The 18,506-nt window shown below is 38.9% G+C and carries 10 protein-coding genes and 1 tRNA gene; 6 read left to right on the top strand and 5 right to left on the bottom strand.

Annotated elements, in window-relative coordinates; translation table 11 throughout:
- Positions 1 to 89: 89 nt before the first annotated feature.
- The 5 genes from J3U75_RS05705 to tsaA all read right to left on the bottom strand — a co-directional run bounded on the left by J3U75_RS05705 (position 90) and on the right by tsaA (position 11,633).
- Positions 90 to 1,121: a hypothetical protein gene (locus J3U75_RS05705; RefSeq protein WP_267390969.1), complete on the bottom strand. Its 1,032-nt coding sequence runs from the start codon at positions 1,119 to 1,121 to the stop codon at positions 90 to 92.
- Complete coding sequence (locus J3U75_RS05710; RefSeq protein ID WP_267390970.1) at positions 1,114 to 8,406, bottom strand: ESPR-type extended signal peptide-containing protein; 7,293 nt, start codon at positions 8,404 to 8,406, stop codon at positions 1,114 to 1,116. Before J3U75_RS05710 ends, J3U75_RS05705 begins: the two co-directional genes overlap by 8 nt.
- Before the next feature lie 818 nt (positions 8,407 to 9,224).
- Positions 9,225 to 9,584 (bottom strand): hypothetical protein, encoded by a 360-nt coding sequence (locus J3U75_RS05715; protein WP_100141037.1) that lies wholly within the window; start codon positions 9,582 to 9,584, stop codon positions 9,225 to 9,227.
- 109 nt (positions 9,585 to 9,693) lie between these two features.
- On the bottom strand, positions 9,694 to 10,611 hold the full coding sequence (lpxC, locus tag J3U75_RS05720; RefSeq protein ID WP_267390971.1) for a UDP-3-O-acyl-N-acetylglucosamine deacetylase: 918 nt from the start codon (positions 10,609 to 10,611) through the stop codon (positions 9,694 to 9,696).
- A 299-nt stretch (positions 10,612 to 10,910) separates the two neighbouring features.
- Positions 10,911 to 11,633, bottom strand: coding sequence for a tRNA (N6-threonylcarbamoyladenosine(37)-N6)-methyltransferase TrmO (gene tsaA, locus J3U75_RS05725; RefSeq protein ID WP_267390972.1), 723 nt, complete (start codon positions 11,631 to 11,633; stop codon positions 10,911 to 10,913).
- Positions 11,634 to 12,446: 813 nt separating this feature from the next.
- Here tsaA and J3U75_RS05730 point away from each other — a divergent pair.
- The 6 genes from J3U75_RS05730 (at position 12,447) to J3U75_RS05755 (ending at position 17,902) form a co-directional block, all read left to right on the top strand.
- Positions 12,447 to 13,196, top strand: coding sequence for an electron transfer flavoprotein subunit beta/FixA family protein (locus J3U75_RS05730; protein ID WP_267390974.1), 750 nt, complete (start codon positions 12,447 to 12,449; stop codon positions 13,194 to 13,196).
- A gap of 11 nt (positions 13,197 to 13,207) precedes the next feature.
- A complete protein-coding gene (locus tag J3U75_RS05735; RefSeq protein WP_267390975.1) occupies positions 13,208 to 14,152 on the top strand; it encodes an electron transfer flavoprotein subunit alpha/FixB family protein in 945 nt (314 codons plus the stop codon).
- A 193-nt stretch (positions 14,153 to 14,345) separates the two neighbouring features.
- Positions 14,346 to 15,398, top strand: coding sequence for a threonine aldolase family protein (locus tag J3U75_RS05740; protein WP_267390976.1), 1,053 nt, complete (start codon positions 14,346 to 14,348; stop codon positions 15,396 to 15,398).
- On the top strand, positions 15,395 to 16,003 hold the full coding sequence (locus tag J3U75_RS05745; protein WP_267390977.1) for an IMPACT family protein: 609 nt from the start codon (positions 15,395 to 15,397) through the stop codon (positions 16,001 to 16,003). Before J3U75_RS05740 ends, J3U75_RS05745 begins: the two co-directional genes overlap by 4 nt.
- Before the next feature lie 70 nt (positions 16,004 to 16,073).
- Positions 16,074 to 17,351, top strand: coding sequence for a phosphoribosylamine--glycine ligase (gene purD / locus J3U75_RS05750; protein WP_267390978.1), 1,278 nt, complete (start codon positions 16,074 to 16,076; stop codon positions 17,349 to 17,351).
- A 477-nt stretch (positions 17,352 to 17,828) separates the two neighbouring features.
- A tRNA-Gly gene (locus J3U75_RS05755) sits at positions 17,829 to 17,902 on the top strand.
- Positions 17,903 to 18,506: the final 604 nt, after the last annotated feature.

Consider the following 18,506-nt stretch of genomic DNA (forward strand, 5'->3'; position numbering starts at 1 on the left):
TACTCGTTCATTGACAGTAGACAAACCTGCCGATGTAACACTACTTAAGCTGCTCAGCCCCGTACTGCTACTGCTCAGTCCTGCCTGTGTCAGAGTAGACAAGCTGTACATCTGGGCGCNCTTGAAACAGCGCTAATATCTCCACCAGCAATACCGGTCAATTTCTGAGCATGGCCATTACGGGTTGCATCAAAAGCACCGCTCACACTATTCCACTGTAATGCATTTTGCTGCAAGGCTGCTACATTAGTATTGGTTTCTCTCAGACCTGTAGACAGGCTGCTTACATTTTCCGTTACCGTACTGAGACTGTTTGTCACTATAGTAGACAGACTACCCAGCTGATTTTTTGTCACCTCATTCAGATTAGTAGACAAGCTGCTTAGTCCGGTTGAGGTGGAGTTAGATAATGTATACAGCTGGCTTCCATTTACTGCATCGGTAGAGTCTGCAGCAAGACGTCCGGCGCTAATATTGGTAATGCGCTGTGCAGTACCATCACGACCAGCATCATAAGCTGAAAGTGAACCATTCCATTGCAAGGTATTAGCCTTCAGCGTCGTCAGATTTTGATTGGTGCTGCTTAAGCTAGCAGTTAAACCAGCCAAGCCTGTTGCTGTACTGCTACTCAGCGTGCTCAGATTGCTATTGGTACTGTTCAAGCCTGCCGCAGTTACCGTAGACAGACTATAGAATTGTCCGCCGTTAATAGCTTCAGTTGAAGCTGCATTGACTGCACCAGCACCGATGCCACTCAGTACTTTGGCTTCTCCATTTCGACTAGCATCGTACACACCCTTGCCTGCATTCCACAGCAGCGCATTGGCCTGCAATGAAGATACACTAGCATTAGCTGCCTGTAATCCTTTATCCAAAATCTGTAGATTGGAAGAAGTCGTACTGGTTAGGCTGCTTAGACTGTTGTTGATGCCAGTAATGCTGTTTGTCGTTGTATCAGACAACTGATTCAGCGCATCTTTAGTGCTACTCAGGCCTGTTGTAAGTGTACTCAGGCTAGTGCCATAGGCTGTAGACAGTGTATTTAACGCTACATTAGTAGAGCTCAGACTTTGATTCAAAGTATTGACACTGGCTGTTGTACTGGTGGACAAGTTATACATCTGAGCACCGTTNATCAGTAGAATTTGCAGCTATGGAACCTGCAGCTACCTGAGTAATATTCTGTGCCTGACCTGTACCATGATCAGCTACGTAAGCACCTTTAGTTTTATTCCACTGCAACGCATCTGCCTGCAATGAAGTGACATTACCATTAATCTTACTTAAGCCGGTAGAAAGGCTGCCGATATTATCGGTTACCGTACTAAGGCTGTTAATCACAATGGTAGACAAACTACCCAGCTGATTTTTAGTCACTTCATTCAGATTAGTAGACAAACTGCTTAGTCCGGCTGAAGTGGAGCTAGACAATGTATACAACTGGCCACCGTTTACTGCATCGGTAGAATTCAGAGCTACCAAGCCCGCAGCTACATTAGTAATACGCTGCGCTGTGCCACCATGTCCGGCATCATAAGCTGACAGCGAATTGTTCCAAAGTAGGGCATTATCTTGCAGAGCAGAAACTTTGGCTGTCGTGGAGCTAAGATCGGTATCTAGTTTATTCAGGCTGTTCGTTGTATTAGCAGTGAAAGTATCCAGTTTACTGCTAACAGTGCTAACACTATTACCTAATATAGTAGAAAGACTTGTATAGCGATTATCTACCGTTGTTCTGATGCCGGTAGAAAGGTTGTACAACTGAGTACCATTAACTGCATCAGTTGAATCAGGAGCTACGTTGCCGGCAGCTACATTAGTGATTTTCTGTGGCTTATCTGTACCATGATCTGCACTATAGCTACCATTTTTCCACTGAAGAGCATCCTGCTGTAATCCAGCTACGGTACTAGTAGTTGAGCTCACAGTGCTGCTCAGGCGTCCTAGTGTAGTGGATGAACTATTGTACAAACTACTCAGACTATTTTGAGTAACAGTAGAAAGATTAGCAATATTGTTTGAAACACTTGTAGATAAGCCGCTCAGCCCAGTAGAGAAGCTAGAAGACAGAATAGCTACACTGTTTGATGTCGTAGAGGACAAGCTGTTGAAAGCATTCGATACCGTAGTAGACAAGCTACTGAAAGTAGTGGAAGTACTAGTAGACAGATTGTTTAGTTTTTCCGGCCAAGACGTAGACAGGCTATCTAATGTCTGTTGGGCTGAATTCAAACCAGATGATAGTGAGCGAGATACATTTGCCAAGCTGGTAGAATATCCTGAGGAAGCACGATACAGTTGTGCGCCAGTAATCACATCACTTGAATCTACTGTTTCAGCACCTTCTGCAACACGGGTAATTTTAGCTGGCTTGCCAGTAGCATGGCTAGCATCATAACCTGTCAGAGCAGAATTATACTGCAACGCGTTCTGCTGCAGCTGGCTTACTTTGCCACTAATCACCTCGGTAACAGTTGAAAGACTAGATACACCACCGGCTTTGACAATCGTGCTTAAAGAAGATGAAAAATTGTCAAATCCTGTGCTAACACTGTTTGAAAGGCTAGATATTTTGGTATTGGTTGTAAACAACTGGCCAGCAGTCGCTACATCACTGGAATCCTGCGCAAGTGTACCTGCAGCAACATTGGTAATCTTACCTAAAGCACCTGCCGTACCATGACGGGCATCGTAGGCACCACCATTACCTAAACTATCATTCCACAGCAATGCGTTCTGCTGCAATGTATTCACATTAGCGTTAGTTAATTTCAAGCTGCTGGAAGCAGTAGTAGATAATTCAGTTAGCCTGTTATTGGTATCGTTCAAACCAGTTGAAAGGCTGGCCAGATTATTAGTATTCATCTCAGTTAGAGAAGAAGACAAGCTGCTTAAACCATTTACCACACTGTCTGAGATCGAGCTTATGCTACCAGACAGTTTGCTAACATTAGTATTGGTTGTAAACAACTGGCCACCAGTAACTACATCACTTGAATCTGCACTTAAAATGCCATCCTTAACATTAGTAATACGCTGATAGATACCATTATGACTTGCATCATAAGCACCTTGACCACCATTCAGATCCTTATTCCACAATAAGGTATTTTGCTGCAGCACACCAATATTGGAATTGGTAGTCTGAAGAGAAGTTGAGGTTGAGGTAGTCAGATCATTCAGTTTGATATTGGTTTTATTTAATTCGTCTTTCAAACCAGCAAGACTATTGTTGCTGATATCCTGAAGCGAACTAGATAATTCACCAAATGTAGTACTAACACTTCCAGACAAACTTGTAAGATTACTATTAGTGGTAAACAGCTGACCACCAGTAACCACATCGCTGGAACCAGCTACGGCATTTCCATCCAAAACATTAGTAATCCGCTGAGCCTGTCCATTATGAGTAGCATCATAGGCTTTCAAATCACCATTCCACAGCAATGCATTTTGCTGCAGAGTTGAAAGGCTGGTATTGGTTGCAGTCAGCTTAGCGTCAAAACTACTAGACAAACTACTGATTTTACTATCAGCAAAATTGTTCAAAGCTGTGGATATACTACTGATACCGGTTGAGGCTGATGATGAAATCGAACCAAGAGTATTAAAAGTACTGCTAGATATATCGCTCAAAGTACTATTAGTAGTATACAACTGGCCACCAGTGACTACGTCACTTGAATTAGCTCCTAAAGAGGCATCGGCCACATTAGTGATTTTTTCTGATCCACCTATCGCACCGTGGCTAGCATCATAAGCACTGGCAGTACTATTCCATTGTAAAGCATTCTTCTGTAATGCTGCCACATTAGCACTGGTAGAAGCCAGATTATTATCCAAAGTTGTAGATAATGATCTTAGTCCAGATTTCAGTGAGTTATCCAGAGTATTAGTCAGATCGATCAAATTATTACTAGTGGCAGTAGATAATGTATTTAATCCAGTAGACATACTAGTAGACAAGCCACTGACTGCGGTATTGGTAGTATACAACTGGCCACCGGTAACAACATCGCTGGAGCCTGCTGTGGCACTACCATCAGCTACATTGGTAATTCTCTGTTTTTCATTTGTAGCACCATGACTGGCATCATAAGCATTTACAGTATTATTCCACTGCAATGCATTCTGCTTTAATGAATTTAAATTAGTATTGGTTGTAGTCAGACTGTTTTCAGCAGCAGTAGAGAGAGAAGTCAAACCTGTAGACAGGGATTTATTCAGATTTGCTGAAATATTATCTAGACCGGTAGAAGCAGAACCAGATAAGCTTTGTAGTCCATTATTCAGTTTGTCAGTCAAACTACTAACACTAGTATTGGTTGCAAAAAGCTGCTTACCTGTAACCACATCACTTGAATCAGCGCTAAGTATGCCATCTGCTACATTAGTAATTCTCTGTGTGGTATTGGCCAAACCATGGCTAGCATCATAAGCACCAATATCATTATTCCATTGCAAAGCATCTTTTTGCAAAGCTGAAATATTTGTATTGGCAGATTGCAGACCAGTACTGAGAATAGTAGACAGACTTTGTATTCCTTTTGCAGACAAGCCTTCTAATGAAGTAGATAAGCTGTTTAGACTTTCTACCGTAGAGCTAGAAAGCGTATACAACTGTCTACCTGTTGCTACATCTGTTGAATTAGCTGCAAGTGTGCCATCCATTACATTGGTAATACGCTGATTTTCGCCACCATTTCTGGCACTGTATGCTTTATCAGCAACACTCCATTGCAAGGCATTTTTCTGCAGATTAGCAATATCTGCCTGGCTATCACCTACTGCAGACGATAAGCTGCTGATTACAGACTTAGAAGAATTCTGTAATGCAGTATTCAGGCTACTTAAACTATTCGTAGTTGATAAAGACAATGTATCTAGAGTGGTATTAGTTGTGTATAACTGAGCGCCAATAACCACTTCACTGGAATCTGCTGTCAGATCGCCGCCTGCTACCCCTGTAATCTTCTGAGCATTACCACTGCGGCTGGCATCATAAGCAGTTTTTTCTGAATTCCACAAAAGCGCCTGATCTTTCACAGCAGTTAATTTAGTGCTGGTATCTGCCAGACTGGAATTAACTGTTGAAGTAGTACTCGCTAATTTGCCAGCCGTAACAGTGGAAAGACTGTACAGCTGACCACCATTAATCGCATCAGTGGAAGCCTGATCAGTACTACCTGCTTTAACATGAGTGATCTTCTGATCCACATCACCATGTCTAGCATCATACGCACCTTCTTTCCACAGCAATGCATTACTCTGCAGCCCAGTAACACTATTACTAATAGTACCAGCTACCAGAGAAACTTTATTAATATCTGCAGTGGTTGAAGAAATTATCTGATCTGAAAGCTGAGACAATCCAGTTGAAACACTACCGGATAAAACTGTCAGATTTGAATTAGTCGTATATAGCTGAGCACCATTGACAGCATCAGTAGAAGCGACAGATGTAATATCACCCGCGGCAACCTGAGTAATTTTTTGAGGGCTGCTGCCACGCAGGGCACTAAATGCTTTTAAGTTATCATCCCATTGTAAAGCATCAGATTTCAGATTTTTAATACCTGTAGAAGTAGAACTCTGCACGCTTGATAAACTAGTGCTAACATTACCCAGATTAGTGTTAATGTTAGACACTACATTATCCACACGGCTGGATAGTGCAGTAGATAAGGTAGTAATATTAGTATCAATACTGGTTGATAAAGAAGACAAATCAGCGTTTGCAGACTGTAGGTCTGAACTTGTTGTTGATGCTAAAGTACTGATACTTTTATTAGTGGTAAATAATTGTCCGCCAGTAACCAAATCTGATGATGTAGCCTTGCTGATGTCACCAGCAGCAACATTAGTTACCTTACGATTTGAACCTCCATAGCTGGCATCATAAACATCACCATTAAGCTGCAAAGCCACATCACTAAGATGGCCAATACTGTTTCCAGTAGCCACAGACAATGAAGAAATAGTCTTATTAGTGGTATCCAGTACTGTACCAACAGATGTAGATAGTGAGTCTCTTTTAGTATTTGCGTCCTGAATACTTTGGCTGGTTGAAGTAGACAACCGGCTGAGACTAGAATTAGTTGTAAACAACTGCCCACCGTTAACTACATCTGTAGATGTAGCTTTAGAAATATCGCCGGCTGCAATATTGGTAATTTTTTGTGCTTCACCATTACGGCTGGCATCATACATACCGTTTTTCAATTGCAGTGCATCAATATTCAGCTGGCTCAGACTAGTGGACGTACTGGTTACAAGAGTATTCAACTGATTTACAGAAGACGACAGCGTTGTGCTAACAGAAACTGAAGTTGAATTAAAATTGGCTACTGCACTACTGATGCTGCCCAATGAAGATGTGCTTAATGAAGCTAACTCTGTATTAGTAGCGTATAATTGTCCACCGTTCACAGCATCTGTCGAACCCGGTGCAGTAATATCACCAGCACTAACATTAATGATTCTTGCTGTTTTTGCTCCACTGGCTGCATGAGATGCATCATAAGCCAATTCTTTTGTATTCCATTGCAACGCATCTTCCTGAAGGTGCTTAATTCCCGTAGATGCTGAAGTATTCAAGGAAGTGATATCAGAATTTGCTTGATTAAAACGAGTGGTAATACTGTTTGTCAGATCAGTTAGATTACTTGTAGTTGTACTTATTGATGTAGAAGCAGATGCCAGAAAATCAGTTAAATTACTGTTTGTAGTTGACAATCCGGTTGATGTAGACGAAGAAAGTGAACTCAGACTGGTTGATGTGGACGTGCCCAGACTTTTAAGCTGAGCTACATTCACTGCATCTGTATCTTGTGTACCAGCAGCAAGTCCAGTAATCTGTCGAGTCAAGCCCGAAGCAACGTCCCCAATTGCTACAGCATTTGCTGTACTGTTCCATACAGGTGAAGCTGTTGCAGCATCACGGGAGACACTTGTTGATGGATTATACCCAGCCACACCTTTTGAAGTAGAAGCGACAGAACCACTACCTAAAGCAATACTATCATCAGATTTGGCAGAAGCACCCTGACCAATTGCTACGCCATTGGTACCACTTACCTGAGTATTATTACCCAATGCCAAAGCATTGGCTGCACTTATATTAGCCGTATTACCAACAATCATTGCTCCAGTGGCTTGTGCAGAAACAGTATTACTGCTACCCAGAATTCTTATGTTATCAGCTTTACTAATTCCTTCTGGATCAGTCTGGATAGTATTTTTATTACCAAAAATACCAGTATTATCAGCGGCAATCGTACCGTTCTGATTACCAAAAGAATAAGTTCCTTCACCGTTGACTATAGTTACACCGGTTGCAGCAGTAGTCTGGGTACCATCTGTACTGTTAAAGCCTGTAGTAGTACCGGAACCACCAATAGCTCCGGAACCTTTACCATTCACCTGATTAGCTGAACCAATACTGATACTCTGCTCCGCATTTGCCTGAGCTGAATTACCGATGGCAAGAGCAGAATCTTTTTTGGCCTGAGACTGTACACCTAAAGCCACCGTACCATCTGCGCTGGCTTGAGACATCAAACCAGCAGCCACACTACCCACGCCATCAGACGAAGCCACAGAGCCTAAAGCCACACTAGATACACCAGTAGCCTGAGCGCCAATACCGAAGGCAACTGCCGCGCGTCCAGAGGCAAGAGCCGCTGTACCGATAGCCATTGCACCACCAGCTGTTGCCGTAGCATTGGTACCAAAAGCTACAGAATAATTACCTGATGCATAGGCACCACAACCAGAAACAAAAGAATATACACCATATGCTACAGGCATTTTACTTTTAGCACCGCCTGTTAATAATCCCTGCATACCGGAGGTGCCTGTAGTTGTAATACCGTCTGTGCTAGCATCTACAGAAGTGGTAGTTGTACCATAAGGAGTATACTTGGTACCTACCCCATTATTTTGAAAAGTCTGATTCTGGGCAAACCGCAGGTATTCATCTAGAGCACTGATACTTGTGCCTGAAATAGTGCGGTTTGGATCTCCTCTTCCTACAACTTCATCTGCACCACATGTATAAGGATAGGCAGCACTACCTGTAGCGTTAAGGTCATTAGCTCCATTAATTACCATAGAACCATGACTGCCGTATGGATAGCTTTGGGGTGCACCGTCAGTACCTCTATTAGTTCCACCAACAATTGCTGCATTAGAAGCATACGCACTTGGAACAAATATTGATAAATTTAAAACCGCAGTAATAACACCCAGTTTGGAAAGGATATTCAGTTTAGATTTACTGCCGCCTTTGTTGGCAGCAGGTAATAAGGAAACTGTATCAGACTTGGTTTTGCTTTTAGCTAGTTCGGAAGCAGCTACCCAAGTCTGGGTCGTTTCATTCCATATAGCACGATATATTTTATTCAATTGGTTTACTCCTGATTAGAAATCATGCCGTCAAACAAAATTCTGGATAACTTAAAATAAAGTTAAAACTCAAGTTAAATCTTTAAGTAATATAACATAAATATTTGTTTGGATGTAGTAAACGAGACCGAATAGTATTTAACAGTATTAATTAAATTATTTTTATCGCTTTATGCAACATAATGAAAATAAAGATATTTTTATATATATCACTAAGTCTCATCAAACTAAGGACTGTTGAAATACTTTGTTTAAATGTTATTATTGTCTTATTCTAACCACAGTACCCTTGTTGTTAACACTTAATAATTACATAAATTTAGAAAAACATTTATTCCAGGAAATGAATGTTTAAATGAGGGTAAGCAAATGAAATAAGAATGATATATTGATATTGTATTTTTAATTTTGTAATTTATATTTATTCTTCTTTATTTAACCAATTAAAAACATGTATGTATTTGATAAGCTATCTTTTTAGATTACATAAATGTTATTTGTAGATGAAATGATTTACTCATATTATAAAGTCATTTTGATTGAGAAGAACTAAGCGATGAATCTGTAATTTCACATACATCAGAGAATCTTGATTTTATATAAATAACAATGATAATTTCAATAATATAATTTGATAGTTATGATATTAAATAAAGTGAATTTCATTTCAAGCTTACTAAATATGAACTCTATTACCAAAAATATCTGTTGATGAAATTTTTAAAAGTTTCATCATAAATTTATTTAATTATCATATTTAAATATGTAAATTTCCAAAAAAACCCGAATTGGGATTAATATGAATTTACCAAATAAAATCAATGTTCCATTTCTTTTTCAACATCTATTAAAGCGCGACGTGACAAAGCCAAAGTAGCACGATTACTATCCAGTACAGAATATAAAAACAGGCTACCTAATTTTTTTAGCGGTCGGATAAGATGATATTGATGTCCGACAGTAATAAGAATATCCTCAATTTCATCGTTCAATTCCAGCATCTGCATGGTTTTGATTTTAGAGCGGATAACTTCTGTACTGCTGGCTGCGGCAATTTCCAAATCTATTTTATTGATGGCACTGCCAGCCATCAGCATACCATTATCATAATCAACCACTGCAGCTGCTAGTGCACCTTCTACGTTTAACAATTGTGCTACCACAGCCTGATAGTTCATTCTCTTATCCTGCAAAAATTAGAAATTAGGCCAAATTATATCAGTTATTGTATTCAAATTTTCTTACCCATTGCAACATATTCTTTAGCTGATTTTAAATTCAGTAGTTTCATGCTACCTGAGGTAAGTGATGAAATGCCGAAGGCAGTAGCCGATTATGCGGAAAAGTTACCCATTCATATGCTTCTGGCTGATTAAGTAGTTGCCGTAAAAGTGCATTATTAATAGCATGCCCAGATTTATAGCCCTCAAAAGCTCCGATAATTGGATGGCCCAGTACATACAAGTCACCAATTGCATCCAGAATCTTATGGCGTACAAATTCATCTGGATAACGCAAGCCTTCAGGATTAAGAATATCCATATCGTCAATCACTATCGCATTGTTTAAATTTCCTCCCAATCCCAGATTGTGACTACGCATCAGTTCTACTTCCTGCATAAATCCGAAAGTTCGTGCCCGCGAAATTTCATCGATATAAGATTGCCCCGAAAAATCAATCTTAAAAGTCTGATTACTGCGGTTAAACACTGGATGATCAAAATCTATGGTCAAAGTTACCTGAAATCCTTCATATGGAGTAAATTTCACCCATTTATCCTTTTCTACAAGTGTTACCGTCTCTTTAATACGTAAAAAGCGCTTTTCTACAGACTGATCAACTACGCCTGCATCCTGTAATAAATAAATAAAAGGTAAACTAGACCCATCCATAATGGGAATTTCCGGTGCGTTCAACTCTACCAGAATATTATCAATTCCATAGGCAGCAAATGCGGACATGATATGCTCAATGGTACCAATACGAATGCCATCTTCTGTCACAACAGTCGAAGAAAGGCGGGTATCGTTAATCAGTTCTGGTGTCAGTTGCACAATACGGCCTTGTTCACCGGTCAAATCTATCCGCCGAAAACGTATCCCTGTATTAAAAGCAGCCGGATGTAATCCGAGTCTGACGCGCTCTCCCGAATGCAAACCCACACCAGTTACACTAATGCTTTTCGCTAATGTCCGTTGCAACATATTTTTTCCTGACTAATCTGCATACCTTATGGTAACGAAATTTTCTTATGGCAGTAATGAATTCTGCCAAACAGTGGATAAATTATTGCTATCAAGGTTCATTCCAATGAGTTTTCCACAGCAAACAAAAATTTCGCAAAGGTTATCCACATAATCCACAAAATATTCCCAAATCAAGATTTTAACTTATCAACAATTAAACACATGATAAATATAGATATTTTAAGTTATCCACAGAATGTATGGCTTCGTCTTTGTCTTCATCATTTTATTATTTATATTTTTATTAGAATAATAAATTAAGTTTTTACATGCTCACGTATTCCTGTTATTTCTACAATATTATCGATTACTCTGAAAAGCACATCCCAATCAAAAAGATTCACTACAAAAATCTTATTAGATTTAGATTGATGAGCTGGTCTTGGATCATGAGCTAAACTCTGATTAATTAAATCATAATGTTTTGTATCTAAAGAAAATAATCTTACTTGTTGTAAAGCTTCTGGTGACCAGTACACTCTCAGCTTTTCATGTTCACGAGCAAAACCACAACGTGCATGAGGCTTCGCCTCAACAAAAGGAATATAAGGTTTGATATCAATAACTGGTGTCTGATCTAAAAAATCCACACCACTGATGTGTATACGAACATGTTTATTACATTCGATTCGTTCCAGTTTCACCAATGATAAACCTAGATGATTTGGTCGATGTGGGCTACGAGTCGCAAAAATCCCTTTTTTTTCTTTACCTCCCAATTTAGGTGGACGAATTAATGACTGCCAACCTTCTTTCACGGTGGCATGAAAAATAAACTGTACCCAGATATATTCATAATCTTCTAGTCCGCGTACACAATCAGCTGTGAATTCTTTGGATAAGTCTATATATGCCAAAGCAGCTGGAACAAGACCAGGCTGCCTGGCTACACCAAATTTCTGTTTATAGGGAGAAGTAATATATCCAATTGGCTGGATTGACCAATATCCTTTGGATACTTCACAAGAATGAGAAATCATACTAAATACATATTTATTCACTTGAGCATATTGTACGGGAATCAGTGTATATATCTGTATATAAGTTGTGGATATTGATATAATAAATTGTTTTATTTATATATTTTTGTAATAAATAGAAAATAGCTAGCCTGTTTCCGATGTACATAGCCAATTCAAATTATTTGAATAAAATGTTATGCTATAAGTCTGAAGTTTTCCAATATAACTTAAACAAATTCAATGTAATATAGATAATTTATTATCTATGCTGACTGATGGATTCTTAGCTAAATTCAGTTCTGATTAATAAAATAAAAAGTATCAGCCTTCTAAAATCAAAGCTTTGATTTTGGGAAATAAGGATAATAATTGAATACTGTATGTTGATAAATAAAAAGAGTAGGGTAGAGGTTGAATACTAAATTTATATTAGAAAATTATTTCCCAAATTATGATTTTGTTTGTGGATGTAGGTAACAAACTTGGACATAAAAATTTTCTATTATTTAACGTTAAACCATGCCACTTTATTTGTGATTAAAAGGGAAATTTTTTAAAGTAATAAACACTCAAAGTTTAATAAAATCTCATAAATAAAATTCTATTAAATGCTATTAGATTCTGTTCATTGCCAGACAAACAGGTAGTTAATAGTGGTTTATCGGCAGTGTGTTTATATTTCTGATACCATGTCGAGTTATTAGGAAAGAAGATAGCAGTATAATTATTTAATTTGACTGATTTATCCATTTTAAGATGGTTATTCTGTAATCAGAATGCTGGTAACACCTAAGATTGTTGCTGGTTTTGATTAATCTAGGGATAGTTCTGATGAAAATATTGGTAGCAATAAAGCGTGTTGTTGACTATAACGTAAAGGTACGCGTTAAAGCTGATGAATCAGATGTGGATATTGGCAATGTTAAAATGTCAATGAATCCTTTTGATGAAATTGCTGTTGAAGAAGCAGTGCGTTTAAAAGAAGCAGGAAAAGCCTCTGAAGTAGTGGCGGTATCAATTGGGGTAAAGCAATGTGAAGAAACCTTGCGAACAGCTTTAGCAATGGGCGTTGATCGTGCCATACATATTGAAACCAATGAAAAACTTCAGCCACTTGCAGTGGCCAAGTTGTTAAAAGCTGTAGCAGACAAAGAACAGCCGCAATTGTTTTTGCTGGGAAAACAGGCAATAGATGATGATGCCAACCAGACGGCACAAATGCTATCAGCTTTAATGAAGGTTTCTCAGGGTACGTTTGCCAGTAAAATTGAATTAAATTCTGATAAAGTATTGGTAACGCGTGAAATTGATGGTGGGCAGGAAGAAGTGGCACTTACATTGCCAGCCGTAATTAGCGTTGATTTGCGCCTGAATGAACCTCGCTATATTAAATTACCTAACATTATGCAGGCTAAAAAGAAACCGCTGGAGAAAAAAACGGTAGTCGAACTAGGTGTGGATATTTCTTCGCGGCTGATTCAGCTGAAAGTAACCGAACCGCCAGAGCGTAAGGCGGGTATCAAAGTAGCTGATGTAAGTGAATTAGTTGATAAACTACATCATGAAGCTAAGGTTATTTAAAGGAGATATAAATGTCTGTATTAATTATTGCTGAACATCAGCAGTCATGTATAGATGAAGCTACGTTGCATGCCGTAACAGCAGGAAAGCAATTGGGCGATGTGGATATTTTAGTTGCGGGATATGAAGTAGCAGATGTTGTGGCTCAGGCACAGAAAATCTGCGGTGTACGAAAAGTGATATTTGCAGATGCCTGTATTTATGCTCATCCACTGGCAGAAACTTTAGCTCCTTTAATAGTACAACTTTCTGAGTCTTATAGTCATATAATAGCTTCTGCCACTAGTTTTGGTAAAAATTTACTGCCTCGCGTGGCTGCATTATTAGATTGTGAGCCCATATCTGATGTGACAGCAATCATTGACTCTTCCACTTTCGTCCACCCAATTTACGCCGGTAATGCTTATCAGACCATACGAAGTGAACAGCTCAAACAGATCCTCACCATTCGAACCACTGCTTTTCCATTGGCTGAAGCAACTGGAGGCCAAGCACTCAAAGAACAGATCACACCGGTGGAAGTACCAAACCTAAGCCGTTTTATTGGCCGAAAGTTAACAAAATCTGAACATCCAGATCTCACCACTGCTAAAATAGTTGTTAGTGGCGGGAGAGGCTTAGGTAGTGAAGAAAATTTTGCTCTTCTTTTGAATCCGTTAGCAGATATTTTGAATGCAGCTATTGGTGCTTCACGTGCTGCTGTGGATGCTGGCTATGCGCCAAATGATTATCAGGTAGGGCAAACGGGTAAAGTAGTTGCTCCTGATTTGTATATAGCTATCGGCGTATCGGGTGCTATTCAACATCTGGCTGGTATGAAGGATAGTAAAATTATTGTTGCCATTAATAAAGATACAGAAGCTCCCATTTTTAATGTAGCAGATTATGGTTTGGTTGCTGATTTGAATACAGCTGTTCCAGAATTAATTGCACAGTTAAAATCAATTTTGCATTAAAGCATTAAAAAAATTTGCTAATGTTTCACGTGAAACATTACTGTATTGTGTGAATAAAGCAGAATTAATGGAAACTATCTTGAATTAATGCTATTTTCGGATAGATAAGATTGTCTGATTCTAAAAATTGCCTGAATAGGTTCTATTCAGGCAATTTTAATGAGATATCAAAGAAATTAATAGGCTATATACGATGAATTGTTTACATGATAAACAAAGTTTTGCCTTTGCTTCAGATAATTATGCAGGCGTACACCCAGAAATTATGCAGGCTTTGCTAGTGGCTAATGAAGGACATCAGCCAGCATATGGAGCTGATGTTTATACCCTAGCTCTTCAACAAAAAATAAAACAGTTATTTGGGGAAACGGCTGAAGCATTCCCCGTCTTTAATGGAACGGGAGCCAACGTAACTGCATTGCAGTCGCTATTGCCTCGCTGGGGTGCGGTGATATGTGCCGAAAGTGCACATATTCAGTGTGACGAAGGCGTGGCACCAGAACATTTGGCCGGTGTAAAGTTGCTAACCATTCCTACTGCAGATGGTAAATTAACCACGCAATTGGTATCCAAACAGGCATGGGGTTTTGGTGTAGAGCATCGAGCGCAACCAGCAGTGGTATACATCAGCCAGTCCACTGAATTGGGGACTTGTTATAGTGTGGCTGAGATTCGGGCTTTATCTGATTACTGTCATCAGCATAATATGAAATTATATGTTGATGGTGCGCGTCTGGCGAATGCACTGGTTGCAGAAAATACAGATGTTAAAACCATGATTACGGCTACTGGTGTAGATATGCTTAATCTGGGCGGGACTAAAAATGGCCTGTTACAGGGAGAGTGTATTATCAGTATGCATCCAGATACACATGCATCTATGCCGTATCTGCGTAAAATTAATGCTCAGCTGGGTGCTAAAATGCGGTTTATTTCTGCTCAGTTTTTGGCATGGTTTGAGCATGATCTGTGGCTGAATCTGGCTGCTAATAGTAATCAGATGGCTACCCGTCTAGCGAATGCACTAGATGAAATTGAGGAAATTACTGTTACTCAGCAGACGCAGGCCAATGCTGTGTTTGCTGTGTTACCTGCACATGCACGTGCCAAGCTACATCAACAATTTCATTTTTATGATTGGGATGAAAGCAAAGGTGAAGTACGGTGGATGACCAGTTTTGATACAACAGAAAAACAAGTGGATACCTTTATCGCTGCTATTAAACAGGCTTTGGTACAGACATGAAAGAAGTTTATCAGTATACAACGCTGGCTACACCGGCTCAGGCAGAATTTAAAGATAAAGGCAGTCGCTTTCTAGGGTTTGCTTGGCCCGTACAAGATGAAGCAGAAATTCGTCAGCATGTACAGATATTAAGAGAGCAGCACCATAAAGCACGACATTGCTGTTATGCATGGCGTCTAGGTGTGGATGGCAACCGATACCGTGCCAATGATGATGGAGAACCTGCTGGCAGTGCTGGTAGGCCCATTCTCGGACAAATTGATTCTGCGGCAGTGACAGATGTTTTAGTCGCTGTTGTACGCTATTTTGGTGGTACCTTACTTGGGGTGCCTGGTTTAATTCATGCATATAAAACCGTTACAGCAGCTGCTATTGATGCTGCAGAAAAAATACAACAAGATATCTGCCAGCAATTACAGCTTCATTGTGAATATGCTCATTTAAGTGAAGCCCTGCGCTGGTGTAAGCAGCATCAGGCACAGGTTTTGAAACAGGACTTACAGCAGAATTGCTCGCTACAGGTGTGTATACCGCTTAGACGGCTGGAAAATGCTCTGGCTGTTTTGCGTAAGATGCGCATAATTGATGTTAAACTGGAGAATTAAATGATATATTGATGCTTATAATAGCTAGTATATTCTGACTAATTGTAATGATATTAAGGGAGAAATAAGTATGAAATTATTGGTTATTGGTAGTGGAGGGCGTGAGCATGCTTTAGCATGGCGTCTGGCTCAGTCGCCTAAAGTCAGTACTGTTTATGTAGCACCGGGAAATGCCGGTACTGCTACCGAACCAAAACTGCAAAATATTGACTTCACTAATCATCAACAGCTAATTGATTTTTGTCGGCAGCAGCAGATTGAGTTTACCGTAATTGGTCCAGAAGCACCTTTGGCTGCAGGCATTGTGGATGATTTTATTGCTGCTGGTCTGGCGGTTTTTGGTCCAAGCCGTTATTGCGCTCAGCTAGAAAGTTCCAAGGATTTTGCTAAGGAATTTATGATCAGGGAAGGTATTCCCACCGCAGCATATCAAACATTCACTGATGCTAAGCAAGCACACCAGTATGTCAGCCAGAAAGGTGCACCGATTGTGATTAAAGCTGATGGTCTGGCATCAGGTAAAGGTGTAATAGTTGCCATGACTCTGGCTGAAGCCCATCAGGCAATAGATGATATGCTATTGGACAATGCTTTGGGTACAGCTGGTGCCAGAGTTGTTATCGAAGAGTATCTTCAGGGAGAAGAAGCCAGTTTCATTGTGATGGTAGATGGTGAACATGTCTTACCTATGGCAACTAGCCAGGATCACAAACGTTTACTTGACCATGATAATGGGCCTAACACTGGTGGGATGGGTGCCTATTCTCCGGCTCCTGTGGTCTCTGCTGCTGTGCATCAACGAGTAATGGATGAAATTATTCTGCCGGTAGTTCAGTCTATGCAAAGAGCCGGTCATCCGTATCGTGGTTTTTTATATGCCGGTCTGATGATTGATCAATCTGGTGCGCCTTATACGATTGAATTCAATTGTAGATTTGGTGACCCGGAAACTCAGCCTATTATGTGTCGTTTGCAGAGTGATTTGGTAGAACTAATACAAGCAGCTTTAGCAGGAAAACTAAATAACATTGCTGCATCATGGAGCGAACAGGCAGCTGTGGGTGTGGTGCTGGCTGCTGATGGTTATCCACAAGCGCCACTTAAAGGTGCTGTAATTTCAGGTATAGAAGTAGCTAATCAGCTTGGCAAAGTTTTTCATGCTGGTACAAAATTGAATGCACAAGGTGAAACGATTACTAATGGTGGCCGCGTATTGTGTGTAGTGGGAATGGGATCAGATATTCATACCGCACAAAAACAAGCCTATACAGCTGTAAACCCTATCCATTTTGATGGAATGCAATATCGACATGATATTGGATCTAAAGCAATAAAGTATGACAATTAATATAGTTGTTGAAAAGTAAGCTAATCCTTGGTTCAGGCTTGTTAGGATGGATTACAAACGATTGAATTTTATTTTCAGAATACAAAAAAATTCATATGAACAAAATATAATAGGTAGTTAGTATGCTTAAATTTTAAGCTTATTGCTTTTTATAAATTAGCGAATGTATATAATTTATTATGTATTACACATATAAAATTGGTCTACAATAAACTTTAATTTTTAGTAGATACATAAATGTATAAAATTTTGGTATTTGGCTATCAGCGAATAAATATGAACTAAAAGTATAAATGCTATGCTTACCTAATTGATTAATTATTTACAAATGGAATTTATCTGGACTTATTTGTATATATAGAAAATACTAGTCATAAAGCCTGATATAAATGTTGATGATTTCCTGATGATAAAAGAGTATAAATTGTATTACACTGATCTGAAGTATGTGAGTTAATAAAGCTGTAAAAAATTTTTGCGGATATGATGTAGTGGTAGCATAACTGCTTCCCAAGCAGTTCGGACGGGTTCGAGTCCCGTTATCCGCTCCAAAGAATATATTCAGTATTTATTTGTAATATTAAAAATGTATCTGCCTAATCTAAAAACTAAAGTATTTGCATCAGTTGATAAAAAAATAACTAGGTCACGTGCTTGTTCTTAATAAAATACCTCAGCAGATATTGATTGTTCTGAAAGTCGCCTTTATTGAATTCTTAATAAACTATTGGTTATGTTTGGATGAAGTCTGATAAGGTGAAATTTTTTATAAGCTAATCAAAGCATACAAAAAGTAAAATACAGCAACGTAAAAGTTGGATGCAGGATAAAGTAAAATTTTATTAACTAAAACATAAAAGATTACTTGCTTTGAATGTTGCTTTTTTACCTGATTAATAACTTACCAAATAAAAAATTTTAAAACCCTTATAAATATATATAAACCAATTAATTGTTAAGAATATGTATTCTAAGGCAAGACTCAATAAAAATTAACAATGCCAAAAAAGAATTTTATTAAAGATTGTCGCTTTTATAAGACATTCAATAACAGATAAACAAACAATGTATTAGCTATGTAAAACCATTGCAGAGCCAATAAAATCATATAACTTATTGTATCTTATTAATTTAATATAAAATAAGTAGGCGTTT

This window comes from Snodgrassella sp. B3088, assembly GCF_026535815.1.
Lineage (GTDB): Bacteria > Pseudomonadota > Gammaproteobacteria > Burkholderiales > Neisseriaceae > Snodgrassella > Snodgrassella alvi_E.